Annotated in this window: 22 protein-coding genes; 17 read left to right on the forward strand and 5 right to left on the reverse strand. The window is 63.2% G+C overall.

Translation table 11 applies throughout. From position 1 onward, the window contains the following. Positions 1-115 precede the first annotated feature (115 nt). Together EHW12_RS03190 and EHW12_RS03195 are read right to left on the reverse strand one after the other, a co-directional pair. Positions 116-2,095 (reverse strand): amino acid permease, encoded by a 1,980-nt coding sequence (locus tag EHW12_RS03190; protein WP_125050280.1) that lies wholly within the window; start codon positions 2,093-2,095, stop codon positions 116-118. Positions 2,096-2,099: 4 nt separating this feature from the next. Beyond that, the gene (locus EHW12_RS03195; RefSeq protein ID WP_003941121.1) at positions 2,100-2,918 is read right to left on the reverse strand and encodes a polysaccharide deacetylase family protein; all 819 of its coding nucleotides are present in this window, start codon (positions 2,916-2,918) and stop codon (positions 2,100-2,102) included. A gap of 122 nt (positions 2,919-3,040) precedes the next feature. Here EHW12_RS03195 and EHW12_RS03200 point away from each other — a divergent pair, with 122 nt between their 5' ends. The 3 genes from EHW12_RS03200 to EHW12_RS03210 all read left to right on the forward strand — a co-directional run bounded on the left by EHW12_RS03200 (position 3,041) and on the right by EHW12_RS03210 (position 5,787). Continuing rightward, positions 3,041-4,570 carry an LCP family protein gene (locus EHW12_RS03200; protein ID WP_241199087.1) on the forward strand — a complete coding sequence of 510 codons (1,530 nt, stop codon included), beginning with the start codon at positions 3,041-3,043 and terminating at the stop codon, positions 4,568-4,570. Positions 4,571-4,703: 133 nt separating this feature from the next. Further along, entirely contained in the window at positions 4,704-4,910 is a 207-nt protein-coding gene (locus tag EHW12_RS03205; protein WP_124568973.1) for a hypothetical protein, read from the forward strand. A 46-nt stretch (positions 4,911-4,956) separates the two neighbouring features. Further along, on the forward strand, positions 4,957-5,787 hold the full coding sequence (locus tag EHW12_RS03210; RefSeq protein ID WP_007727023.1) for a crotonase/enoyl-CoA hydratase family protein: 831 nt from the start codon (positions 4,957-4,959) through the stop codon (positions 5,785-5,787). A gap of 106 nt (positions 5,788-5,893) precedes the next feature. Here the strand turns inward: EHW12_RS03210 and EHW12_RS03215 are convergent, their stop codons facing one another. Then, complete coding sequence (locus tag EHW12_RS03215) at positions 5,894-6,385, reverse strand: inorganic diphosphatase (RefSeq protein ID WP_003941181.1); 492 nt, start codon at positions 6,383-6,385, stop codon at positions 5,894-5,896. Between the two features lie 103 nt (positions 6,386-6,488). On the opposite strand from EHW12_RS03215, the gene dacB reads away from it, so the two are divergent. From dacB to EHW12_RS03255, 8 genes are all read left to right on the forward strand, one after another. Then, a complete protein-coding gene (gene dacB, locus EHW12_RS03220; RefSeq protein WP_125050282.1) occupies positions 6,489-7,898 on the forward strand; it encodes a D-alanyl-D-alanine carboxypeptidase/D-alanyl-D-alanine-endopeptidase in 1,410 nt (469 codons plus the stop codon). Continuing rightward, on the forward strand, positions 7,898-8,971 hold the full coding sequence (locus tag EHW12_RS03225; RefSeq protein ID WP_019746776.1) for a zinc-dependent metalloprotease: 1,074 nt from the start codon (positions 7,898-7,900) through the stop codon (positions 8,969-8,971). The genes dacB and EHW12_RS03225 overlap by 1 nt, the downstream gene beginning before the upstream one ends. Continuing rightward, entirely contained in the window at positions 8,972-9,946 is a 975-nt protein-coding gene (gene tilS / locus EHW12_RS03230) for a tRNA lysidine(34) synthetase TilS (RefSeq protein WP_125050283.1), read from the forward strand. Positions 9,947-9,949: 3 nt separating this feature from the next. Continuing rightward, entirely contained in the window at positions 9,950-10,504 is a 555-nt protein-coding gene (gene hpt, locus EHW12_RS03235; protein WP_003941159.1) for a hypoxanthine phosphoribosyltransferase, read from the forward strand. 99 nt (positions 10,505-10,603) lie between these two features. Then, positions 10,604-10,981 carry a PH domain-containing protein gene (locus EHW12_RS03240; RefSeq protein WP_030534814.1) on the forward strand — a complete coding sequence of 126 codons (378 nt, stop codon included), beginning with the start codon at positions 10,604-10,606 and terminating at the stop codon, positions 10,979-10,981. 89 nt (positions 10,982-11,070) lie between these two features. Continuing rightward, a complete protein-coding gene (locus EHW12_RS03245; protein WP_125050284.1) occupies positions 11,071-13,521 on the forward strand; it encodes an AAA family ATPase in 2,451 nt (816 codons plus the stop codon). Continuing rightward, on the forward strand, positions 13,518-13,874 hold the full coding sequence (locus EHW12_RS03250; RefSeq protein ID WP_230587424.1) for a hypothetical protein: 357 nt from the start codon (positions 13,518-13,520) through the stop codon (positions 13,872-13,874). The genes EHW12_RS03245 and EHW12_RS03250 overlap by 4 nt, the downstream gene beginning before the upstream one ends. A 91-nt stretch (positions 13,875-13,965) precedes the next feature. Continuing rightward, on the forward strand, positions 13,966-15,267 hold the full coding sequence (locus EHW12_RS03255; RefSeq protein ID WP_042451975.1) for a hypothetical protein: 1,302 nt from the start codon (positions 13,966-13,968) through the stop codon (positions 15,265-15,267). 73 nt (positions 15,268-15,340) lie between these two features. Here the strand turns inward: EHW12_RS03255 and EHW12_RS03260 are convergent, their stop codons facing one another. Both EHW12_RS03260 and EHW12_RS03265 read right to left on the reverse strand, forming a co-directional pair. Next, positions 15,341-16,750: an acyl-CoA synthetase gene (locus EHW12_RS03260; RefSeq protein ID WP_125050285.1), complete on the reverse strand. Its 1,410-nt coding sequence runs from the start codon at positions 16,748-16,750 to the stop codon at positions 15,341-15,343. A gap of 28 nt (positions 16,751-16,778) precedes the next feature. Beyond that, positions 16,779-18,119 (reverse strand): SLC13 family permease, encoded by a 1,341-nt coding sequence (locus EHW12_RS03265; RefSeq protein ID WP_125050286.1) that lies wholly within the window; start codon positions 18,117-18,119, stop codon positions 16,779-16,781. A gap of 99 nt (positions 18,120-18,218) precedes the next feature. Here EHW12_RS03265 and EHW12_RS03270 point away from each other — a divergent pair, with 99 nt between their 5' ends. From EHW12_RS03270 to folK, 6 genes are all read left to right on the forward strand, one after another. Then, a complete protein-coding gene (locus EHW12_RS03270) occupies positions 18,219-18,866 on the forward strand; it encodes a GntR family transcriptional regulator (protein ID WP_007727006.1) in 648 nt (215 codons plus the stop codon). Between the two features lie 267 nt (positions 18,867-19,133). Further along, a complete protein-coding gene (gene ftsH, locus EHW12_RS03275) occupies positions 19,134-21,698 on the forward strand; it encodes an ATP-dependent zinc metalloprotease FtsH (RefSeq protein ID WP_064075117.1) in 2,565 nt (854 codons plus the stop codon). 58 nt (positions 21,699-21,756) lie between these two features. After that, complete coding sequence (folE, locus tag EHW12_RS03280) at positions 21,757-22,374, forward strand: GTP cyclohydrolase I FolE (RefSeq protein WP_019746783.1); 618 nt, start codon at positions 21,757-21,759, stop codon at positions 22,372-22,374. A 5-nt stretch (positions 22,375-22,379) separates the two neighbouring features. After that, the gene (gene folP / locus EHW12_RS03285; RefSeq protein ID WP_020968349.1) at positions 22,380-23,240 is read left to right on the forward strand and encodes a dihydropteroate synthase; all 861 of its coding nucleotides are present in this window, start codon (positions 22,380-22,382) and stop codon (positions 23,238-23,240) included. A 1-nt stretch (position 23,241) separates the two neighbouring features. Next, the gene (gene folB, locus EHW12_RS03290; RefSeq protein ID WP_003945780.1) at positions 23,242-23,607 is read left to right on the forward strand and encodes a dihydroneopterin aldolase; all 366 of its coding nucleotides are present in this window, start codon (positions 23,242-23,244) and stop codon (positions 23,605-23,607) included. Next, positions 23,604-24,107 (forward strand): 2-amino-4-hydroxy-6-hydroxymethyldihydropteridine diphosphokinase, encoded by a 504-nt coding sequence (gene folK, locus EHW12_RS03295; RefSeq protein WP_064075118.1) that lies wholly within the window; start codon positions 23,604-23,606, stop codon positions 24,105-24,107. The genes folB and folK overlap by 4 nt, the downstream gene beginning before the upstream one ends. The last annotated feature ends 12 nt before the right edge of the window (positions 24,108-24,119 follow it).

Raw genomic sequence — 24,119 nt, forward strand, 5'->3', positions numbered from 1 at the left:
CACGCAAGATGTGATATTCGCGAGTTTCGCCTGAATATAGGCACGCAGCACTTCTTTCTGTGCGATCTTCCCTGGTGCATGGCCTGGACCAACCCTCTGCTCATCGTTTGCCGCGTCAACCGACGTGGACGTGTGGCCGGCGGGACTGGTCGGGTTCGGCGCGGCGGAGGACCTCACGGGTCACGGGAGCTGTTTCGCCCTCACCGATGAACAGGAAGCGGAGCAGGTACATGATCGGGTTTCCCTCCGTCCACTCGAAGTAGACGTCGGGAATCACGCCGGTGATGTCTCTCGTCCGCAGGAGAACCGCCGCAATGGTGTTGGGGACGGCCGGGCTGTCGACCCAGAGGATCCGGTGCTCACCGCGCTGTCGGCCGTGGACGAGGAGGTCGGTGCTGAATTCGGAGGAGTCCGTGACGTTGACCTCGATGAAGATGATCGACTCCGCCTCCGGGATGTTGCTTTCGGCGCGCTGCTGCGATTCCTTCTGCCGATACTCGTCCTCGTCGAGACGATCGACGTCGTGCGCCACCATCGCGAGGTAACCCTTCTCGGCTGCCTCGGCGATGAATTGCAGCGCAGTCTCGTCGAATTCGACAGAGGTTGCCCGAAGTTCGAAGGCTCGCGAGATCCGGGAAAGGAAGGACACCACCATGATCGCGGCGATGAAGAACGACGCCACTTTCACACCGTCTGGACGTTCGAAGATGTTCGCGATCGTCGTGTAGACGAACAAAACTGCAACAAAACTGAACCCCACGAACAGTTTTCGCTGACCGTGCTTACGAGCGGACAGTGCAACGGCGACGGTCGCCGACGAGATGAGCACGAGGACACCGGTTGCGTACGCGGAACTCTGAGCGTCGACACCGGCGTCGAAGTAGATCGTGACAGTGATGGCGATGACGCTGAACACGAGGACCAGCGGACGCACGGCTCGGGCCCACGACGGCGCCATGCCGTAGCGGGGGAGATACCTCGGAACAAGATTGAGCAACCCTGCCATTGCCGACGCACCGGCAAACCAAAGGATCAGGATCGTGCTGAGATCGTAGACGGTTCCGAAGATCTCACCCAGATAGTCGTGGGCGAGAAAGGCAAGCGCGCGACCGTTGGCAGCGCCTCCGGGTTGGAACTCGTTTTCTGGGATCAGGATGGTGGTGACCAGGCTCGACGTCAGCAGGAATCCGCTCATGATCAGCGCCGCAGTGGTGAGCAGGCGCCGTGCGCCTTTGATTCGGCCACGTGGATTCTGTTCGGTGTCGTGCGGATCGCCCTTGATCTGCGGCATGACCGCGACGCCGGTTTCGAAGCCGGACAGACCGAGAGCCAACTTCGGGAAGACGATCAGCGCGATCAGGATCATCATCGCCGGGTTTCCGTGCTCGGTGGTCATGGCGCGCGTCCGGTCGGTGACCAACGACGGCGCGGTCGCGATGTGCCACAGACCTACGGAGATGACCACCACGTTCAAGGCGAGGTAGACGGCGACCAATCCGACCGCGATACCGATCGCTTCGGTGAATCCGCGGAGGAAGACCGCAGCGAGGAGCGCGAGCAGAACCAGGGTGACGGCGACGGTGTGTCCGGAGAGAAAGGTTGGAGCAAAAGGGTTCTCGACGAGGTGCGCCGTGGCATCGGCAGCCGAGAGCGTCATAGTGATGAGGAAATCGGTGGCCGCGAAGCCGAGAAGCACGAGAACGAAGATCTTGCCGCGCCACTTGGGCAGCAGCTTCTCGAGCATGGCGATCGAACCCTCGCCATGCGGACTCTCGCGAGCCACTCGCCGGTAGACCGGTAGAGCGCCGAAGAGTGTCAGCAGGATCAATACGACTGTCGCGATGGGAGCCAACGTGCCGGCCGCCAGTGCCGCGATACCGGGTTGGTAACCGAGAGTGGAGAAGTAATCGACACCCGTCAGACACATCACCTTCCACCACGGGTGGCGCTTCTCCTTCTTCGGCGCCATCCGGTGTGGCCCCAGATGTCCGGCTGGTTCCTCGGTGATGTCCGCGAGCAGCCAGGCCTCGGTGCGTTGTTTCACAGACGGAGCCGTGTTGTCGGCCGGGACCTCGTTGTCGGCTGCGGTCACCACGGCGTCACGGCTTCAGATAGACATCGTTGAGCGTGACAGTCCGCAGGTTTCGGCTCCGGATGATGTCCACCAGTTGCGGATACACGTGGGTCACGGGCAGATAGTTGAGGTGTCCGATCACGATGGCCCCCGGATTGAAGTACTGGTTCGCCATTTGGAGGATGTACTCCTCGGTGATCAACGAAGAATCCGACAGTGACCCGTACCAGAGGGTGGGCACGGTGTAGCCGACGCTCGCGGCCACGGAATCGACTGTCGCGTTGTGCCTTCCGTAAGGCGGCCGAAAGTACGGCGCCGCGTCCACGCCGTAGGTGTTGCGCAGGAACGTGCCGTTCTTCGTCAGCTCGTCGGCGATCTGCTGCTTCGGCACGGACGTCAGATCCGGGTGCGAGTAGGTGTGATTGCCGAGCTGAATTTGTCCGCTCTCGACCAGCGGTCTGAGAAGTCCGGCGTTTTCGGTCCACGAGTTGTATTGCCCGTTGACGAAGTACGTCAAACGGATGCCGGTGTCTTTTGCGAACTGTGTGTAGAGGCGCACGACTTCGGAGCTGGCTCCGTCGTCAACCGTCAGGGCAAACAGATCCCCACCGCCGGGTAACGCGGTCAACGATCCGCCGGCGGGCAGCGGCACCCGGGCAGACGGCGGTGGAGGCGGCAACAAGGCAGGCGGGAGATCCGGGACAGGGACGGGGTCGGTTGGTTCGTCGGCTGCAGCGATTGCCGTCCCGACCGAACGTGACGAACACGCGGTTCCCATGGTCACCGCGGCGGTTCCGGTCAGAGTTGCTGCTGCGAGGGCACTGAGGAAGCGTCGGCGGTCCACAGGGCGGAGCCTAGAGCAGATTTGCCTAATTCGGACTTCATTCTCAGCGTTCTTTCAGCGAAAGACCAGCCGTGTCCGGTATCGACAGGTTCTACTCAGGAACGGTGGATAGCGTGTCGGCCGTGGAACCGCGACCTCGACACTCGGCAACCAGGCACAGGCGTAGGCGTCAACCGCAGCGGTCGACGCTCTCGGTGGGGCGCAAGCTGGCGGCGGCGTCCCTGTCGACGACGATTCTGGTGGGCGTCGGAATCGGGTGGTACGTGCAGTCGGATCTGACGTCGGGGCTGTACCGGTCGGATGCGCTCTCCGCCCTCGGTGAGGACGCCGGAAGTTCTCTCGACGGGGATACCAACATCTTGTTGATCGGGCTCGACAGTCGCAAAGCGATGGACGGCAGCGACCTGCCGGCTGAGTTCGTCACCGACAAGCTGCATGCGGGGGACAGTGATGTGGGTGGGTACAACACGAACACGCTTATCCTGCTCCATGTTCCGGGCGATGGCGGCAAGGCCAGTGCAGTGGCGATCCCACGCGACGACTACGTCGCGGTACCCGGCTACGGAATGGCCAAGATCAAGGAAGCGTACGGAATGGCGAAGGCTGATGCGGACGCCAAACTCGTAGCGGACGGTGTGACGGATCCTGCTGCACGAGAACAACAAGCGCGTGAAGTCGGAAGACGGTCGACACTGACCACCGTGCAGAATCTGCTCAAGGTTCCGATCGATCACTTTGCCGAAGTGAACCTGATGGGCTTCTACGACGTCGTCTCGGCTATCGGCCCCGTTCAGGTGTGCCTCAACAATCCGGTGCAGGATGACTTCTCGGGCGCCAACTTCCCGGCCGGAGTTCAGACTCTCGATGCGTCACAGGCACTTTCGTTTGTCCGTCAACGCCACGGCCTGGACAACGGGGACTTGGATCGCACCCACCGGCAGCAGGCTTTCATCAGCGCGGTGATCGCCAACTTGAAGGGCTCCGGCGTCATCGGAAACATTCCGAAGATGACGGCACTGGCCGACGTGGTGAAGAAGGACGTGGTGATCGATTCTGCCATGGATCCCGTTCGATTCGCTTCTCAGGCAAGCGCTCTCGCAGGTGGGAACATCGACTTCTACACCCTGCCCATCGAGGGATACGAGACCGTCGACGGCCAGGACGTCAACATGGTCGATCCGGCGCGTCTGCGTAGTGAAGTGTCGCGGATCTTCGCGGGAGGTGACTCGGCATCTGCACCTGTGATGGACACTGCTGTCTCGACCGGGAACGAAGTTGTGGATATCCGCAACGGAACCGCGACGGACGGGTTGGGCGCCGCGTTGGCAGCGGCGACGAAAGCGTCGGGAGTCGAAGTCGGAGAGGTGAGCACCGCAGTTGCGACGGCAAAGTCGGTGGTCAGCTATGGAGTCGGCGCCAAAGCCGTCGCAGAGGCGCTGGCCGAGCGGTTGGGCGTGGCCGCAGTGCCTAACGAGCAGGCAGCGGCCGAATCAGTGTCTGTACTGATCGGTGAGGACAATGCGCAGACCGTGTTCTCGGCCGCTCCGGCGCAGTCGGACTCGTCGGTATCCGCCGGCACCGTTCCCGATACGGGAGCGCAGGGATCACCCATCCGGGCCGACGCGAATGGCGGCATTCCCTGTGTGGACTGACTCTCAGGTAATTCGCACCAAACTCACGCTGACTTCTTCGATCTGCGGGTCTACATTGGAGAAGTCGAACTCAGTCGGGTACTTCACCTTTGGGGTACCTGACTGAGATTGCGTAGTTGAAAGGATCACCGACATGGCTACAACAGCAGCGGTACAGAATCCGACACGCTCACGTGCCAGGACCATGTCCTTGTCCGAGTACGTGGCCGAGCATCCGGCGCAGCGCGTTTTCCCACCGACCAGTGAGCGGGCGGCCAGGATGGCGATGCTCATCATGTTCGCCCTGATGGCCGTCACCCTCGTCGTACTGGTACTTGACGAGGCAGGAATCTTCGGATGAAGGCAGCGGTCTTCGGCTGAGCCTGACCTTTAGTTACTCTTGAGTAATGACTGAACAGAAGAGCTGGAATGCGTTCACCGTCGAGCGCGAAGACAACATCGCCCAGGTGACGCTGATCGGGCCGAGCAAGGGCAACGCGATGGGGCCGGATTTCTGGAGTGAACTCCCCGAAATCTTCGCCGACCTCGACGCCGACCCCGAGGTGCGTGCAATCGTCATCGCCGGTTCCGGCAAGCACTTCTCGTTCGGACTGGACCTGCCGGCGATGAGCGGTGAATTCGGTGCCGTCCTCGCAGACAAGGCTCAGGCAGGTCCGCGCACCAAATTCCACGACATGATCAAGCGCATGCAGTCGGGCATCAATGCCGTCGCAGACTGCCGCAAGCCCGTCGTCGCGGCTGTGCAGGGTTGGTGCATCGGCGGCGGCGTCGACCTCATCACGGCGGCGGACATCCGCTACGCAAGTGCCGACGCCAAGTTCAGCATCCGCGAGGTCAAGGTCGCGATCGTCGCAGACATGGGCAGCCTCGCGCGGCTGCCCGCGATCATCGGTGACGGACACCTGCGTGAGTTGGCTCTGACCGGCAAGGACATCGACGCAGCGCGCGCCGAGAAGATCGGTCTCGTCAACGACGTGTTCGAAGATGCCGACGCGGTACTGGCCGCGGCGCGCGCGACCGCCAAGGAGATTGCGCTCAACCCGCCGCTCGTCGTCCACGGGATCAAGGACGTGCTCGATCACACCCGCAGTGCGAGCGTGAACGACAGCCTTCGCTACGTCGCAGCCTGGAACGCGGCGTTCCTGCCTTCGCAGGATCTGACCGAGGCCATCACCGCCGTCTTCCAGAAGCGCCCGCCGGTCTTCCAGGGTGAGTAGGAACTGCAAGGGTGAGTAGGAACTGCAAGGGCGAGTAAAAACAGCACAAAAATCCCCGCACATCTTCCGATGTGCGGGGATTTTCGTTAGGCCTGAGAACTCGAGCTCAGTGACCGCCGTTGGCAGCGAGACGCTTGATCGAAGCCTCGATCTCGGCCTCTGCCTCGGCGCGGCCGACCCAGTTGGCTGCCTCGACGTGCTTGTTCGGCTCGAGGTCCTTGTAGTGGACGAAGAAGTGCTTGATCGCATCGAGCTCGAACTGTGAGATGTCACCCAGATCCTGGATGTGATCCCAGCGGGGGTCGCCGGCCGGAACGCAGAGGACCTTGTCGTCTCCGCCGGCCTCGTCGACCATCTTGAACATCGCGACTGCGCGAGCCTCGACGATGACGCCGGGGAAGACCGACTCGGGGAGCAGGACCATGGCGTCGAGCGGATCGCCGTCCTCACCCAGGGTGTTTTCGATGAAGCCGTAGTCGGCCGGGTAGCCGAAAGCTGTGTAGAGGTAGCGATCGAGTTTGACGCGACCGGTTACGTGGTCGACCTCGTACTTGTTGCGCTGACCCTTGGGGATCTCGATGGTGACGTCGAACTCCACGCCGATTCCTCGCTGTCGTGTCGGTAATGATTCGTCGGAAGGATATCGGGTCAAGGATAAGGTTGCCTGACCACCCAGTAGGCAGAGCACAGACGGAGGGGCGTTGGCGGGCCAAGGAAAGAAGAAGATCGGCTCGTTGGAAGAGAGTCGACGGCGTAACTTCCGCATCCTTCTGGCGGTCGGTGCAGTGGTTGTACTGGCCGTCGCCGGAGTTGTCGTCGTGAAACTCGGTACGTCGAACGACACCGCGGGCAGCGCGACCGTGACTACGTCGCCGCAGCCTGCGCTCGTGACGCCGTCACCTCAGGTGGTGCCCGTCCCGACGGACGCACCGATCCCGAGCGCGTCGGGAATCGCAGCGGCGATCGGCCCGGCCGTGGCCAACCCGGATCTGGGGAAGTTCACCGGAGTAGTCGCTGATGCGCTCACCGGAAACATTCTCTGGAGCACGGACCCGTCGACGCCGATGACGCCCGCGTCCACGACAAAGGTGCTGACCGCATCGGCGGCACTGCTGAAGTTGCCGCTCGACCACCGGCTGTCCACGACGGTGGTTCCCGGAGCGAGCCCCGGGCAGGTCGTTCTGGTCGGCGGCGGTGACCCGACGCTGACGGCCACGCCGAAGGGGCAGAGCGGGTACTACGCCAACGCAGCGCACATCGCGGATCTCGTCGACCAGATCAAAGCCTCCGGTACGCCGGTGACCAGCGTCGTGGTCGACTCGAGCTTGTTCAAGGGCGACAACATGGCCACCGGCTGGTTCCCCGCTGACATCGCGGCCGGCTACATCACCCCGATCGAATCGGTGATGATCGAAGGTGGTCGGTACGACGGCACTCAAGACGAGTCGCCGCGTTCGGAAACTCCCGCGTTGGACGCGGGCAAGGTGCTCGCTCAGGCGCTCGGTGTCGATCCCGCCAACGTGAGTCTCGGCGCGGCGCCTGCCGGTGCCAAGCCGATCGCCACCGTGCAGTCGGCGCCGCTGAGCGACCGGCTGCTGCAGATGATGGAACATTCCGACAACGTGCTCGCCGAGACCATCGGGCGTGAGGTCGCGATTGCCTCCGGAATCGAAGCCTCGTTCACCGGAGCCGTCGACGCGACCGGCAAGACCTTGCAGGCGGCCGGGTTCGACTACACCGGAGTTTCGCTGCACGATTCCAGCGGGTTGTCCGTCGACGATCTCATTCCCGCTCAGGTACTCGATCGCGTCATGACGGCTGCGGCCGGTGACGGTGATCCGAAACTGCGCCCCCTGCTGGACTACCTTCCGGTGGCCGGCGGAACAGGAAGTTTGTCCGACCGCTACGCGTCCGGAAACCGAACCGGTGCGGGTTGGGTGCGGGCCAAGACGGGAACTCTGTCGACGGCCAGCGCGTTGTCAGGGTTCGTGGTCGATCAGAACGGGCGAGTGCTCACCTTCGCACTGATGTCCAATGACCGGCCGCCAGAAGTGAGCCGTCCTGCCCTGGACGCGATTGCCGGAGCATTGAGGAATTGCGGGTGCCAATAGTGGCCGAAAAGACTCCACAAGATGATGAAGCCTCGGCTCCGCTCGGTGGTGCCGTCGACTGGAGTCTTGCCGCCAAAGCCGGGATAAAACTGGCGCGCGGCGGCCCCGCGATGTCTCGCTACACGGCCGAGACGGCAACCGCAGAACTCGCCGAAGCGTCCAAGCGCGCAGAACTGCCGGTTCGTGAAGTGACCGGGCTGGCCGACGGTCTACCGGTCCCGGCCGCTGACGTGCTTGACCGGGCCGGGTGGATCACGGCGGCCTCGCGGTCGATGGCACATCTCACCGGCGCCGACCCTGACGGCAGTGGCAATCTCATCGTCGGAAAGCCGGCGGGCCTGCAGGCCGGCGCCATGCTGGCGTACCTGTCTTCGGCGATCCTCGGGCAGTACGACCCGTTCACCGGCGAGCACGGCACCCTGCTTCTGGTCACACCGAACATCGTCTCCGTCGAACGGTCCCTTCGGCTGAACCCGAGTGACTTCCGGTTGTGGGTCTGCCTGCACGAGGTCACGCACCGGGTCCAGTTCTCGTCCTCGCCGTGGCTCGCGGAGTACATGAAGGAATCCGTCGAAACGCTTGGTGCGACGGTGGACGAGTCGATGACCGACGTTGTCGGGCGCCTTGCTGCAGAGCTGCGCTCGCGGAAGGAACCCGACTCCAGTGACGGTGCGACGGCGGGCGGCATCATCGGGCTGCTGCGCGCCTCGCAGGCGGAGCCTCAGCGTGACGCGCTGGATCGGATGCTTGTACTCGGCACCCTCCTCGAAGGGCATGCAGACCACGTGATGGACGCCGTCGGCCCCGCCGTGGTGCCGTCGGTGGCAACGATCCGCGCGGCCTTCGACAAGCGTCGGCAGCGCAAGTCCAACCCCGTGCAGCGGATCATCAAGATGCTTCTCGGCATGGACGCCAAGATGGCGCAGTACGTGCGCGGCAAGGCCTTCGTCGACGCGGTGGTTCTCAAGGTCGGCATGGAGCAGTTCAACACCATCTGGACCGGGCCCGAGACCTTGCCGTTGCTCGACGAGATCGACAATCCCGACGCGTGGGTAAAGCGCGTTCTCGGCTAGATGCTGCTGCCTGAGACGCCTGCCCTCCTGGCGCTGCGACAGGCCGTGCGGGCGTGGACGCTCGCATTCGAGCCGCGGCGCCGTGTGGTCGTCGCCCTGTCCGGGGGCGCCGATTCATTGGCGTTGACCGCAGCAGCGGTGGCGGAAGCCGATTCGGTCGACGCGTTGATCGTGGACCATCGCCTGCAAGTCGGTTCCGATGCCGTCGCACGCTCGGCCGCAGACCAGGCGCTGGCGCTGGGTTGCCGGACCGCGACGGTCCTGACCGTCGACGTAGCCGATGGTGGGAGTCTCGAGGCCGCTGCGCGTGAGGCTCGGTACAACGCCCTAAACGCCAGGGCTGACCTCCCGGTTCTGCTCGGACACACGCTCGACGATCAGGCCGAGACCGTGCTTCTCGGACTCTCGCGCGGGTCCGGTGGGCGATCGATTCAAGGTATGGCTGCATTCGACGCTCCCTGGGGACGGCCGCTACTCGGCATCCGGCGATCGGTGACCAGGGCGGCCTGCGTCGACCTGGGCATCACGCCGTGGGAGGACCCGCACAACAACAATCCCGAGTTCACTCGCGTGCGTCTGCGGCACGAGGCGTTGCCGCTGCTCGAAGAAATCCTCGGCGGGGGAGTTCCCGAAGCGTTGGCCCGAACCGCGACGCAGTTGCGTGAAGACGGCGAGGCGCTCGACGAGTACGCCGAAGCCCTACTCCTACGGGTTGTCGTCGACGGAGAAGTGGAAGTGGACACACTTGCCGAAGCGCCCACCGCAATCCGTCGACGCGCTCTGCGGGCCTGGCTCCTGCAGGGCGGCGCAAAAGCATTGACGGACAAACAGTTACGCGCAGTCGACGCCCTGGTGACCGACTGGCGGGGGCAAGGCGGCGTCGCGATCGGGGGCGGAACACCGGAGGCGAGGTTGGTGGCGGCCCGGCGACGTGGCAGGCTGATCCTCGGATTCGAAGACCGACGAAGGGTTTGACGCGTGTACGAGGGCGACATCGCATCGGTACTGATCTCCGAAGAACAGATCCGTGCACGAACGGCGGAACTGGCTGAGGACATCGCCAAGCGTTACCCGGCAGGCGCCCCCGAAGGGGATCTCCTGCTGATCGGCGTCCTCAAGGGAGCGGTCTTCTTCATGACCGACTTCGCCCGCGCCCTGCCGATCCCGTCGCAGATGGAATTCATGGCCGTGAGCTCCTACGGATCCTCGACCTCGTCTTCGGGCGTCGTCCGCATCCTCAAGGACCTCGACAAGGACATCGCCGGTCGCCACGTGCTGATCGTCGAAGACATCATCGACTCCGGTCTCACGCTGTCGTGGCTGATGCGCAACCTCAAGACACGTAATCCCGCTTCGCTCGAGGTCGTCACATTGCTCCGCAAGCCCGACGCGGTCAAGATCGACGTCGATGTCCGCGACGTGGGCTTCGACATCCCCAACGAGTTCGTCGTCGGTTACGGCCTCGACTACGCCGAGCGGTACCGCGATCTGCCGTACATCGGCACCCTGGACCCCGAGGTCTACGGCGGCTGAGCCTGCTCGCCGGTAACACCACTGACTCGTCCACCGATAGCGTCGCTGTCGCCTTCGACCGTGGAGGCAGCTTGGACGAGCACGGAGGTATCGGGCCTGATGGGTCTCATGGACGGGTTGATCGGTAACGCTGGAAAGATCGATCCCGCTGCGGCGCACCACGAATACGCGCGTCTGCTCGGACACGGGGAGCAGGTTCATGCGGCGTATCAGTTGGTTCGCGACGCATTTCTGTTCACGAATCGGCGACTCTTGATGGTCGACAAGCAGGGGCTGACGGGTCGCAAGATCGAGTACCACAGTGTGCCGTACCGGTCGATCACCCACTTCGCGGTCGAGACAGCCGGAACCTTCGATCTCGACGCCGAGCTGAAGATATGGATCTCGGGGAACGCGACACCGATCCAGAAACAGTTCACCAAGCAGGTCGACATCTACGAAGTCCAGGCGATCCTGTCGCATTTTGTCGTGTCCTGATGTGCAGCTGAGCTCCCTCGCCAAGACGTACTGTCGGTCCCATATGAAACCGTTGGGTCGGTTGGGATCGACGAGGCGAGGGAGTTTTGGTGACAACTGCCAACAGAGATGCAGAAAGATCGCTCGACGAGGTCGTCTGGGACGCGATCGACGAAGACACGAATCTGCCTGATGCAGCGAAGTATCTCGTTCTTGCAGCACTCGAGGGTGATGATGCGCTCAGCAAGCAGATTGGCGGTACGGAGCAGCTCAGAACCCGACCCGAAACCGCCAGCGGCCCAGCAGAAGAACCAGTTGGAGCATTCCTTACATCTATCTCGGTCGCCGGCTTCCGCGGCATCGGACCGAAAGCCGTTCTCGATCTGCATCCTGCGCCTGGCATCACGATCGTCAGTGGACGCAACGGGTCGGGTAAGTCGAGTTTTGCGGAAGCTCTTGAATTTGCAGTTACCAGCTCGAGCTACCGGTGGAAAAACAAGGCGAAATTATGGGCTGACAGCTGGCGAAACCTGCACAGCCCGGATCCATGCGAGGTGCGCGTTGGGCTGACCGTCGAGGGTTCCGAACCGACCGTCGTCGCCGTCGACTGGCCGATCGGTGCCACGTTGCACGACAACGAAGCGTGGACCCAGACGGGCAAACAGAAGCGCACTGTCGGTACCGATGAACTCGGATGGAAGTCCGCCGTCGAGCTGCATCGGCCGATCTTGTCTTACGACGAGATCGGAGGGCTGGTCGAGGACAGCCCGTCCACGCTGTACGACGCACTTGCAAAGCTATTGGGACTGGACGAGATCGCGGACGCCGAGAAACGGCTCACCGCCGCGCTGAAGTCTGCCAAGACTGCGCGTCAGTGCGCGAATGAGGAGCTGCGTCAACTCAAGGAAATTGTCGCCGAATCAGCAGACGAGCGTGCACAAACCGCCGTCACTCAGTTGAAGAAGCGGACTCACGATCTCGACGAGGTGCTTGCGCTCGCCACAGGCTCTGGTTCGGCTGTTGCGTCCACCCTGTCTGGTCTGCGCAGGTGCGCGAATCTGGCGGTCCCACAGAAGCCGGCGATTCACATGGTTGTCGCCGATCTTCGGGTTGCGGTCGCCGACACCGTCGAGCACGCTGGCGATGCTTTGTCGGTAGTGGAACAGCGCAGCGATATCCTCGATAGAGCCATTCAATTGCACAGTGAGACAGGCGCAATCGAGTGCCCGGTATGTGCGGCGGGGGTGCTCGACGACGCCTGGGCTACGCAATCCCGAACGCGCCTCGCGGAACAGAACAGCAAGCTGGGGAAGTATCGGAAGTCTCGACGCGATCTTGACAACGCATGTCGGGCAGCAATGGAATTGCTGAACGAGCTGGTGCGTCTGGAAACGGTCGAGGGTCCGGAATTGGAGTCGTTGATCCGGTACCGAGACTCAGTGGCCGCTGCCCAAGGTGCGCCGACCGGGGTAACCGAGCTCGCCGAGCACATCGAGAAGACCTTGCCTGCGGTGATCGACGCTGCGAACGCCGTGCGCGAAGAGGCGGCGGTCGCAATCGCCGAGCAGGAAGACACCTGGGCTCCGATCGCGGGTCGTTTGATGACGTGGGTCAACCTCGAGCGTGACGCACGATTGAGTGATGACACCGTCAAAGCCCTGGATGCGGCGAAGAGGTGGGTAGCCGCCCATGCGGCAGAACTGCGGAATCAGAGACTCGAGCCGATCGCGGAGCAGGCGCGCGAGATTTGGTCGGAGCTCAGGCAGGAAAGCAACGTCGACATCGGGTCGATCAGCCTGGAAGGCAGCAATACTCGACGCAGGGCGGTGCTGAAAGGGTCGGTGGACGGAGTGCCGACCGAAGCATTGGCGGTGATGAGTCAGGGGGAGTTGCACGCTCTGGCGCTTGCACTGTTCATTCCGCGTGCGACCACACCGAACAGTCCGTTCCGCTTCATCGTTCTCGATGATCCGATTCAGGCGATGGACCCGGCCAAGATCGACGGGTTCATCCGAGTTTTGTCGAAGCTGTCGGAGACACGGCAGGTCATCGTGTTCTCCCACGACGACCGATTGGCCACTGCGATACGGCAACTTGCGGTGAATGCGCGACTGGTCGAGGTTGCACGTGAGACCGGATCGCAGGTCTGTGTCGCAGAGACGCTGAACCAGGCGACCCGCTATGTGGACGACGTCCGCGCGCTGGTGCTCGACGAGAACGTTCCCGACGAGGTCAAGCGCCGAGCGGCACCAGGTTTGTTCCGGTTGGCCTTGGAATCCGCGGCGCAGCAGGTGTATTACGCAAAGCAGCACAAGGCGGGCGAGAGTCGGGTCGATACCGAGAACCGGTGGACGTCGGTGAAAAAGACGCGGGCCAAGATCGCGCTCGCGGTGTACGGCGATGCCGAGAAGCCTTTGTCGCAGTGGCAAATTCTGCGAGAAGGGCGCAAAGCGACGCTCAACATTGCCAACGCCGGCTCGCATGTCGGGGCCGACATGTCGATCACGAGGAGCGAAGTGAATGACCTCAGGAAGACGGTCGACGGGATCCTCGCGGAATGACAACACAGATGCCGCCGGCTGTCGTGCTGCGAAATGCGGAGCTACTGCTCGATGGAAGTGTCGGTGCTGCTGGAAGTTCGGCACGGTTGGCTGCTTTTCTGGCCAGGCAGGCATTGGAGGAACTGGTAGCCGAACGGTGTATCGCGCTGAATGCCGAAGCGCCGCAAGCAAGCATGCGCTCGCGATTGGTGATACTGCGTTCCCTCGACACACCGGCACGTGCCGACGCCGCAGCAGTGGCATGGAACAGATTGAGCAATGTCTGTCATCACCATGCGTATGAACTTGCGCCGACCGTCGCCGAGGTGCGGCATTTGTGTGGAGTTGTTGCCGTCCTGTTGGAGAGCGGCTGACTCGAAGCTGATGACGGGAACCGAGACAGGGGCAAACATATTTGTGCGTGCTCGGATAGCGTGAGCGCGACGTAACCGAGGAAGGCTCGATGTGGTCGACAATGACAATGTAATTCCGGTGTGGACGCTTGCTACAAAGCAGGCGGAGGTGCCCGCTATTCCGGACGAGGGAACCATGACGCCCGACCGACTGGCGGAGTTGCGGACAGTCCTGGCGGTGTTGGCCGAGACCCCGATCGCAACACTCGAGGCGCATCCGCTTCCGAAGTCGATCGACCTCGATCGAGGGATCTCCCTGGATAGTGCGAGTCCACTGGCTACCCATCTGTCGCAGCTGATCAGCCAGACATCCAAAGCTTCGTCGAGTTCAGCGGTCGCGAGTGGCGAGACGTTGTACCGCATGGTTGTCCCGGCAAAAGTCGCCGCGCAAGTTGGCAGTGGGCTGGTGAAACCGATGACGTCCAAGGCGGCGGCGGGTGGCGTGCACAGTGCGCTTATCGGATCTTCGGGGATTGCTGCGCAGGCCTCGTTCGTGCCTGTTGCAGGACAGGCAGCCGCGGTTGGTGCCGCTGGCGGGTCCGCCGCGACGGCAGGTCTTGCAGCAGCCAGTGCGGGTGCACTGACAGTCGCGGCTCCCCTGGTGTTGATGGCAGTCGCGGTTGGTGTCAGCGCCCACGCCGACCACAAGCGTGAACTCGCAATCGAGAACATCACCAAGTTACTCGAGAAGCTCCACGATGACGCGTTGCAAAAGGAACGTAACTCCCTGAACGGATGTCGGGGCGCGATCGACACTGCGACTGCGATTCTGCTCGATCAGGGACGCATCGGCGCGTCAGTTGGACTGGACTCCGCCGTACACGCGATCAGTGTCGGTATGGCGGATGCCGAAGGGCGACTGAAGAAATGGCAGCAGGGACTCGACGCATTGAAGACCGGTCGCGTCGAGCTCGATACTCTGCGAAAAGCGTTCACCGGAATCGACGAGGACGGTGGCGAGTTCCGCGCCCACCTCGAGCTTGCCGCACTCGCTATCGCGCTCAAGAAGCGTGTGATCGTCCTTCAAGCTGTGGAGCACGCTCAGATGGACGAAGCCAACCCTTTCGAGAGCTTCACTCGCGCGTTGAAGAGCGATCAGCAGCGTGTCGCGAAGTTGGAGTCGGGCATCGCGTCACTGCTCATGGGACTTTCCGAGCTGAGGCTTGACCGATCCCACGGTGTTCGTGATTTTGTGTTCAAGTCGAGTGAAGTCGACAAGATGCTGCGGACCGCATACCTGTTGCGGGAGTTGGGAGATGGGGTCGCAATGTCGGACAACGAATCCGACGTGGCGATCGAGATCGCAAGACGGCGTGATGGATCGGTTGTCGTCTTTCCCGCCCTGGCCGCCTAGTCCGAGCTGACTCGCACCGCAAATGAGCACGTAGCAGCCACTGGGTTCGTCGGTGGCTGCTACAGGTCCAGCCTCAGAGCGTCAGCAGCTTCTTCTGGACCTTGCCCATAGCGTTGCGCGGCAAGCTGTCCACCAGACAAACCTGACGAGGGCGCTTGTGGATCGACAGCGATTCGGCGACGAAGTCCGAAACCACCGCGCAGTCGGCTACATCTCCGACGATGAAGGCGACTATGCGCTGGCCGAGATCGTCGTCCGGCACACCGACGACGGCGGCCTCGCGAACACCGGGGTATGCCAGAAGTGCCTGTTCCACCTCGCCTGCACCGATGCGGTATCCACCGGACTTGATCATGTCGACCGACTCGCGACCTACGATGCGGTGGAATCCGCTGTCGTCGATCACCGCGACGTCGCCGGTGCGGAACCAGCCGTCTTCGGTCATGGATTCCGCTGTCTTCGAGGGGTTCCCGAGGTACTCGTCGAAGAGAACGGCGCCCGCAACTTCCAGTTGCCCAAGCTGCTCTCCGTCGTGCGCCGACAATTCGCCGTTCTCGCCGCGCAACCTCGTCCTGACTCCCGGAACGGCGTGCCCGACCCAACCCGGGCGACGTTCGCCGTCGTGCGTCGTGCTGACGGTGATGAGGGTTTCACTCATTCCGTAGCGCTCGACGGGAGCCAACCCGGTCAGCGATTTCATCCGCTCGAACAATGGAACCGGAAGTGGTGCACTTCCGGACACGAGCAAGCGCGCGGATCGCAATGCTGCTGCCGCCGAGGGCTCACCGCACACGCGTGACCAGACGGTCGGAACACCGAAGTACAACGAGCCACCCGCTGCGGCATACGAATCCGGAGTTGGTCTGAAGGTATGAATCAGCGGCGAACCCACGCGCAAGGCGCCCAACACGCCGAGAATCAACCCGTGGACGTGGAAGAGGGGCAGTCCGTGGACGAGTGTGTCCTCTGGCGTCCAATTCCACACATGAGCGAGCGCGTCGAGATCCGCAGCGATCGATGCTCGCGAGAGGACAACGCCTTTCGGAGCTCCGGTGGTTCCTGAGGTGTACATGATCAGTGCGGTAGCTGCCGCGCTCGGTTCGGGATAGGACGTCGCAGATCGCGCGTGAATATCGATGGGAATCAACGGGATACTCGAATCCGACGGTCCGTCTCCGAGTATCAGTTCGGCCTGGGAATCGGCGATGATGTGCTGACGTTCGAGCGGGCCGGAGTCCGGCGGGATCGGGACCACGGCAACACCGGCGATCAGTGCGCCGGCGACGGCGACCACTGTCTCGAGGCCGGCGGCGGCTTGTACTGCCACTCGCTGTGCACCGTGGATTCGATCGGCGACCGCGGTGGCGGCGGCAAACAAGTCGGCGCGAGAGAAGGTTGCGCCTTCGCCGAAACTGACCGCCGCTCCGTGATCGTCGAAGATGCGGGGGTCGAGGGAGCGCAGAAGTGTGGATTCGCTGTTCATCGCGAGTTCCCTTTCTTTGAGCGAAGATTTAGACGGACCATGGAACAACGAACAGCAGCCAGGCGAGAATCGGCGTCACCACCATGATGGTCATGCCCCACCGCATCGTCAGCCCGAACACCACGTCGCGTTCTTCCGGAGCGGCGTTCGCGACCACCAGCGCGCCGTTGGTCGAGAACGGACTGCAATCGACCAGAGACGAGGAGATTGCCAGCGCGATGACCAGACCGGTTGCATTGACCTGACCGGTCATGAGGAATGGAATTGCCAAAGGGATGAGTGCGCCGAGGATTCCCGTGGTGGATGCAAACGCCGACACGATCGCGCCGATCAGGCAGATCAAGAAGGCTGCGAGAAGTGGAATCCCCACGTGTGCAACAGAATTCCCGAGCCACTGGACGGTGTTCTGGTTCTGCAGAAGAGCGACGTACGTGACGATTCCGCCGATGAGGAGCACGGTGCCCCAGCTGATCTTGTCGACGGCGCCGCGGGCGGAGGCCGGGAAGATCAGGGTGAGAAGTACCGCGACGGTCAGTGCGGTGAAGTCGACGTCAAGGTCGAAGACCAAGGCGCCGAGTGCAAGCGACGCCAGTCCGAGCAGGGTGAGTCGCCGCTCGAGGTTGAGTGCTCCCTCGTGCGGAGCGGTCCCACCCGAGGACTTGCCGCCACCCTTCGAGCTGTCGCCGGAACCCGAACCGGTGATGGTGTCGCCACCGCCAGACGCGTTGCCGACTGCGCTGACGAGCACGCGCTCCGAGGCGCCGCGTGCAATCAATGCGCGACCGCCGAACGAGACGTACGCGATTGCGGCAACAACGGCCGCGGCTGCGAAGGTCGAGACGAACAGCAAGGCCGGGCTCGACGGGAGGCCGTTCTGACGCATGACGTCGTTGGTGATCACACCGAAGATTCCGATAGGGGAGAAGCTGCCCGCCGTTGCGCCCTGGACGACCATGAAGCCCATCAGCATGGGGTGGATCCGGTAGCGGGTGGCGAAGCCCATTGCCACGGGCGCGATGATGGCGACGGCAGCGGGACTGACCGCGCCCATGGCGGTGACGGCCGCGCACACCGCGAACATCGCCCACGGCACGAGGGCCACTCGTCCTCTGACCGCGCGGACTGCCGCATGAATGATCCAGTCGACCGTGCCGTTGTTTCTGGCCAGCGCGAACAGGTAGGTGACGCCGACCAGGATGACGAAGAGGCTGGCCGGGAAGCCGTCGAGGATCTCGCTGGTATCGACGGTGAAGACCAGTGTCCCGACGACGAAGGCAGCCACCAGGGCGAGCGCACCCATGTTCACCGACCTCACGGTGGATATGACGAACACCAGGACAAGTACTGACAGGGCTATGACATTTGCCATCGAACTCTCAATCCGTTCGCGACCAGCTTGTGGTCTGCATCACTTGGAATTGGCCTAGCCTCTCTGCCACTGCTCCATTTGTCAAGTACACTCCGAGGCATGAATTCGACGTCATCGCCCGGCTCGCGCTCGGGCCTGCCCGGACGATTGAAGCGTCCGCGCCTGTACGAGCAGTTGGCCGAGCACATTTCGAATTTCATCGAGGCTCAAGGCCTTTCGCCCGGCGATCGGCTTCCTCCCGAACGCAGCCTGGCTGCCGAACTCGGCGTGAGTCGCGCGTCGCTGGCTCAAGCGCTCGTGGCCCTCGAGATTCGGGGCAGAGTCGAAATTCAGCACGGTAACGGTGCAGTGATTCGTGAAGCTCCGACGCCCGACGCGGGCCGCTCTGCGGACTCGGGAGTGCGGCTACAGGACCGAACCGTCGACGAACTGACTGCCGCCAGGGAGGCGATCATGGCCGGCCTGGCTCGGGCGGCGGCGTCGAATCCCAACGCTGCGCTTCGGGTCGCGATGTTGACCGACGACGGGACCGCGAGAAACTTCGCCGAGACATGGCGCTGCGTCAGGCACCTGGCCGGTGGCGGCTTATTGGCTGATCTCGACGACACCATCGCCAAGCAGGCGGACGTGCCCGAGTCCTCGGCGCGACTGTCTGCGCGACTCGATCAGCTCGCCCACCGGATCATCGACGGTGACCAATCGGGCGCCGCTGACGCTGTTGCGGGAATCCTCTCCGAAACGGCCTGACGAATAACGACGGACGAGCGTCGGAAAAGCGCACGATAACCACTATGAGCATGTTCGCTCACAGGAAACTGTGCTGCGACGTAGCCCGGGAACCTGATCGGCAATGCGCACGTTGAACACAGTGACGACCGTTCCAACCAAGCGGCACGGCCGCTGGCGGGCATCGATGGGGCCGATCGCGGTAACCTGCAGGTGTCCGGTTGGCAGCCGGAAGGCGACCTGGCAGACCCGCACTCTCGAAAGGACCGGCCACATCGGCCGACCTGTATGAACCGTAAGACTGTGTTCCGTAACGTGCTACTCGTAGCCGTCGTGCTGTTGGTGATCTATGCCTTCAGCTACTTCAGCAACGACACCCGCGACTTCAAGACCGTCGACACCTCGGTCGCGATCTCCCAACTCGACGCCAAGAATGTTGAGTCGGCGCAGATCGACGACCGTGAGCAGCAGGTTCGTCTGTGGCTCAAGAACGGCAACGACGCCACCGACGGTAAGACGCAGATCCTGGCGAAGTACCCCGCGAGTGCGTCGGAGCAGATCTTCGACAAGGTCGAAGGCGCCGGTGCGGACAAGTTCAACACGACAGTCACTCAGGAGAGCTGGCTGACGTCGATCCTTCTGTTCGTGCTGCCGATGATCATTCTGTTCGGCATCTTCTTCTTCGTCATGAACCGGATGCAGGGCGGCGGTGGTCGCGGCGGAGTCATGGGATTCGGTAAGTCGAAGGCCAAGCAGCTCACCAAGGACATGCCGAAAACCACGTTCGCCGACGTCGCCGGTGCGGACGAGGCTGTCGAAGAGCTGTACGAGATCAAGGACTTCCTGCAGAACCCGGCTCGCTACCAGGCGCTCGGCGCCAAGATTCCGCGCGGTGTGCTGCTGTACGGCCCTCCCGGAACCGGTAAGACGCTGCTCGCTCGCGCTGTCGCAGGCGAAGCCGGCGTCCCGTTCTTCACCATCTCCGGTTCTGACTTCGTCGAGATGTTCGTCGGTGTCGGTGCTTCGCGTGTTCGCGACATGTTCGAGCAGGCCAAGCAGAACAGCCCCTGCATCATCTTCGTCGACGAGATCGACGCCGTCGGTCGTCAGCGCGGCGCAGGCCTGGGCGGCGGACACGACGAGCGCGAGCAGACACTCAACCAGTTGCTCGTCGAGATGGACGGCTTCGGTGATCGCACCGGCATCATCTTGATCGCCGCAACCAACCGCCCCGACATCCTCGACCCCGCACTGCTGCGTCCGGGACGCTTCGATCGCCAGATTCCGGTCGGCGCCCCCGACCTCGCCGGTCGCCGCGCGATCCTGCGCGTGCACTCGCAGGGCAAGCCGATCGATCCCAACGCCGACCTCGAAGGTCTCGCCAAGCGGACCGTCGGAATGTCGGGTGCTGATCTCGCCAACGTCATCAACGAGGCTGCGCTGCTCACCGCACGCGAAAACGGAACCGTCATCACCGAAGCCTCGCTCGAGGAATCGGTGGACCGTGTTGTCGGTGGACCGCGGCGTAAGAGTCGCATCATCAGCGAGCACGAGAAGAAGATCACGGCGTACCACGAGGGCGGTCACACGCTGGCTGCTTGGGCAATGCCTGACATCGAGCCGGTCTACAAGGTCACGATCCTCGCTCGCGGACGCACCGGCGGCCACGCGATGACCGTGCCCGAGGACGACAAGGGTTTGATGACGCGTTCGGAGATGATCGCTCGTCTCGTCATGGCAATGGGTGGACGCGCCGCCGAGGAGTTGGTGTTCCACGAGCCCACCACCGGAGCGTCGTCCGATATCGACATGGCGACCAAGATCGCCCGCGCGATGGTCACCGAATACGGCATGAGTGCCAAGCTCGGCGCGGTTCGCTACGGACAGGAGGGCGGGGATCCGTTCCTCGGCCGTTCGATGGGCGTTCAGTCCGACTACTCACACGAGATCGCCCGTGAAATCGACGAAGAGGTGCGCAACCTCATCGAGGCAGCGCACACCGAAGCGTGGGCAATCCTCAACGAGTACCGCGATGCGCTCGACCTCATCGCTACCGAACTGCTCGAGCGTGAGACGTTGACTCGCAAGGACCTCGAGAAGATCCTTGCCGGCGTCGAAAAGCGTCCGCGCATCACGGCTTTCAACGATTTCGGTGGGCGCACGCCTTCGGATCGTCCGCCGGTGAAGACTCCTCGCGAACTCGCGATCGAGCGCGGCGAAACCTGGCCGGAGCCCGCTGCCGCACCTGTTCTCGTCAAGGCAGGTGCACCCAACAGCGGTGCACCCAACGGTGGTCTCCCCAACAACGGTGGTCTCCCCAACAACGGCAACCAGGGACCCTCGAACGGCTACGCACAGCCTTCGTACCCGCAGCCGAGTGCTCCGCAGCAGACTCCGCAACCGGGAACACCCGACTACGGAGCGCCCGCCGGATGGTCGGCACCGGGTTGGCCTCCGCGTGAGAACCCGTCGCCGACGTACCCCGGACAGCAGTCGGGTGGGTACACCGGTGGACAGAATCCGACCCCGCCGAACCAGTCGCAGGGCCAGTACGGTCAGCCCCAACACGGTCAGCCCCAGCCCGATCAGGGGCAGTACGGTCAACCGCACCCGGGGCAGCAGGCGTACCCGGAGCAGCCGCATCCCGGCCGCCGTTACCCCGCGCAGCCCGATTACCCGGTGCAGTACCCGGACAGTGGACCCTTCGCCGATCCGAACCGGGGAAACCCGACCGGCGAAAACCAGTGGCAGAGCCCCGCACCGGAACAGCCGCAAACTCCTCCGCCGCACCATTCGGCTGAGGACGAGGGACCGAGCACCGTTCGCTGGGACGGACCGGACGGATCTCGCTGACCTTGCGCCACTAGGCTCTGCGGCGGGGACCTGTGAACAATTCTCGAGGAGAGTTCGGTTGTCGGTGAATGATGTGGCCAGTGAACTGGTGTCGCTCGGAACGGGCCGCCCGTTCGATCAGGCGCGGGCAGAGGCTGCCGTACGGGAATTGTTGATCGCGGTCGGTGAAGATCCGGAGCGCCCAGGCCTGCTCGATACGCCGGCCCGGGTTGCGCGCTCGTACAAGGAGATCTTCGCGGGTCTGTACTCCGAACCTGACGACGCGTTGAACACAACTTTCGACGAGGGTCACCAGGAGTTGGTGCTCGTGCGAGACATTCCGATGTTCTCGACGTGCGAGCACCACCTGGTGTCCTTCCACGGTGTTGCTCACGTTGGCTACATCCCGGGAAAGTCGGGCAAGGTCACCGGTTTGTCGAAGCTCGCGCGCGTCGTCGACCTGTACGCCAAGCGTCCGCAGGTTCAAGAACGCCTGACCAGTCAGATCGCGGATGCTTTGATGCGCAAGCTCGACCCGCGCGGAGCCATCGTCGTCATCGAAGCCGAGCATCTGTGCATGGCGATGCGCGGTATCCGCAAGCCCGGAGCCAGCACGACCACGTCTGCGGTTCGTGGGCTCCTGCAATCCAGCGCGGCCTCGCGGTCCGAAGCGCTGGACCTCATCCTGCGTAAGTGAGCAAGATGTCCGCGGCTCCCGTTGCAGGCAGCGATCCGGCCCGGATGGTCGTGATGGGGATTCTGAACGTCACCGCCGATTCGTTTTCCGACGGTGGTCAATTTCTCGATCGTGACGCGGCGATCGCTCGCGGACTCGAACTGCAACGCATCGGCGTCGACATCGTCGACGTCGGCGGCGAGTCGACGCGCCCCGGAGCCACCCGCGTCGATCCGAAACTCGAGGCGGACCGAATTGCCCCGGTGATCGAAGAACTCGTGGCAGCCGGAATTCGCGTCAGCGTCGACACGATGCGTGCTTCCGTCGCCGCCGCCGCGATCGAAGCGGGCGCAGGCATCGTCAACGACGTATCGGGCGGTCGCGCAGACCCCGACATGGCCTCCGTTGTGGCCGACGCCGGAGTGCCCTGGATCCTCATGCATTGGCGCTCGGCCGGCGACTACGTCCATCGTGGCAGCGCCGATCACTACGACGACGTGGTCCGCGACGTCCGTGACGAACTGCTGTCGCAGGTCGATCTGGCGTTGAAAGCAGGGGTCGATTCGTCGTCGATCATCCTCGACCCCGGCCTCGGGTTCGCTAAGAACGCCGACCACAACTGGGCACTGTTGCGAGCACTACCCGAGTTCAACGCGACCGGATTCCCGGTACTGGTCGGCGCTTCCCGAAAGCGGTTCCTCGGGTCTCTGCTCAGCGATCCCGACGGCAATCCGCGTCCACCCGGTGGCCGCGAGACTGCGACGGCCGTGGTCTCCGCCCTTGCAGCGCGCGAAGGCGCCTGGGGAGTTCGGGTGCACGACGCACAAGCCTCGCTCGACGCCATTGCCGTGGTCGACGCCTGGAACCGTGGACGAGAAAGGGCCTGACATGGGGGACCGAATCGAATTGCGCGGACTGAAGGTTCGCGGCAATCACGGAGTGTTCGACCACGAGAAGCGTGACGGTCAGGACTTCTTCATCGACATCACCGTATGGATGGACTTGGCTCCCGCCGCGGCGTCGGACGACCTGACTCAGACCCTGCACTACGGCGAGTTGGCGGAAGCCGCCGCAGCGATAGTCGCCGGCCCGTCGCGCGATCTCATCGAGACCGTCGCCGCGGAGATCGCCGACGACGTCATGAAAGATTCGCGAGTCGAGAGCGTCGAGGTTGTTGTCCACAAACCGTCGGCACCGATTCCGCTGGTTTTTGCGGACGTCGCCGTCGTCGCACATCGGACCAGATCGGCATGACGCGCGCTGTTCTGTCGATCGGTTCCAACATCGGCGACAGTGTGGCTCACCTACAGTCCGTTGTCGACGGGTTGGGCAGCGCCGTCGTTGCTGTCTCACCGGTCTACTCGACCGCGCCGTGGGGTGGCGTCGAGCAGCAGGATTTCTACAACGCGGTGGTGGTGGTCGACGATCCCGAAGCCGATGCCGCTGAATGGCTTCGCCGCTCGCAAGCTCTCGAGGAAGCCGCAGACCGGGTGCGCGAACAGCGGTGGGGGCCGCGGAGCCTGGACGTGGACGTAGTCGACTGCGAAGGCGTCGTCAGTTCCGATCCCGTGCTCACACTTCCGCATCCGCGCGCGCATCTTCGGGCATTCGTTCTCGTTCCCTGGCTGGACGTCGAGCCTGACGCGACGCTGATCGTCGACGGCCAGGAGTTGCCGGTGGCACAAATTCTCGACGGCCTCGATCGCACTGAGCGCGAAGGTGTCCGCACTACCGATGTGGTGCTTGCGCGGTGACCGAAAACGACA

Origin of the sequence: Rhodococcus sp. NJ-530 (genome assembly GCF_003860625.1) — a bacterium.
In the GTDB taxonomy this organism is placed as follows: Bacteria; Actinomycetota; Actinomycetes; order Mycobacteriales; family Mycobacteriaceae; genus Rhodococcus_F; species Rhodococcus_F qingshengii.

Excerpts from the sequence above, each read along its gene's own strand:
- EHW12_RS03210 (WP_007727023.1), top strand. The coding sequence starts at position 4,957 with ATGACTGAACAGAAGAGCTGGAATGCGTTCACCGTCGAGCGCGAAGAC.
- EHW12_RS03240 (WP_030534814.1), top strand. The coding sequence starts at position 10,604 with ATGGGTCTCATGGACGGGTTGATCGGTAACGCTGGAAAGATCGATCCC.
- EHW12_RS03260 (WP_125050285.1), bottom strand. The coding sequence starts at position 16,750 with ATGAACAGCGAATCCACACTTCTGCGCTCCCTCGACCCCCGCATCTTC.
- folP (WP_020968349.1), top strand. The coding sequence starts at position 22,380 with ATGTCCGCGGCTCCCGTTGCAGGCAGCGATCCGGCCCGGATGGTCGTG.
- EHW12_RS03265 (WP_125050286.1), bottom strand. The coding sequence starts at position 18,119 with ATGGCAAATGTCATAGCCCTGTCAGTACTTGTCCTGGTGTTCGTCATA.
- EHW12_RS03250 (WP_230587424.1), top strand. The coding sequence starts at position 13,518 with ATGACAACACAGATGCCGCCGGCTGTCGTGCTGCGAAATGCGGAGCTA.
- folB (WP_003945780.1), top strand. The coding sequence starts at position 23,242 with ATGGGGGACCGAATCGAATTGCGCGGACTGAAGGTTCGCGGCAATCAC.
- ftsH (WP_064075117.1), top strand. The coding sequence starts at position 19,134 with ATGAACCGTAAGACTGTGTTCCGTAACGTGCTACTCGTAGCCGTCGTG.
- folK (WP_064075118.1), top strand. The coding sequence starts at position 23,604 with ATGACGCGCGCTGTTCTGTCGATCGGTTCCAACATCGGCGACAGTGTG.
- EHW12_RS03270 (WP_007727006.1), top strand. The coding sequence starts at position 18,219 with ATGAATTCGACGTCATCGCCCGGCTCGCGCTCGGGCCTGCCCGGACGA.
- tilS (WP_125050283.1), top strand. The coding sequence starts at position 8,972 with ATGCTGCTGCCTGAGACGCCTGCCCTCCTGGCGCTGCGACAGGCCGTG.
- EHW12_RS03205 (WP_124568973.1), top strand. The coding sequence starts at position 4,704 with ATGGCTACAACAGCAGCGGTACAGAATCCGACACGCTCACGTGCCAGG.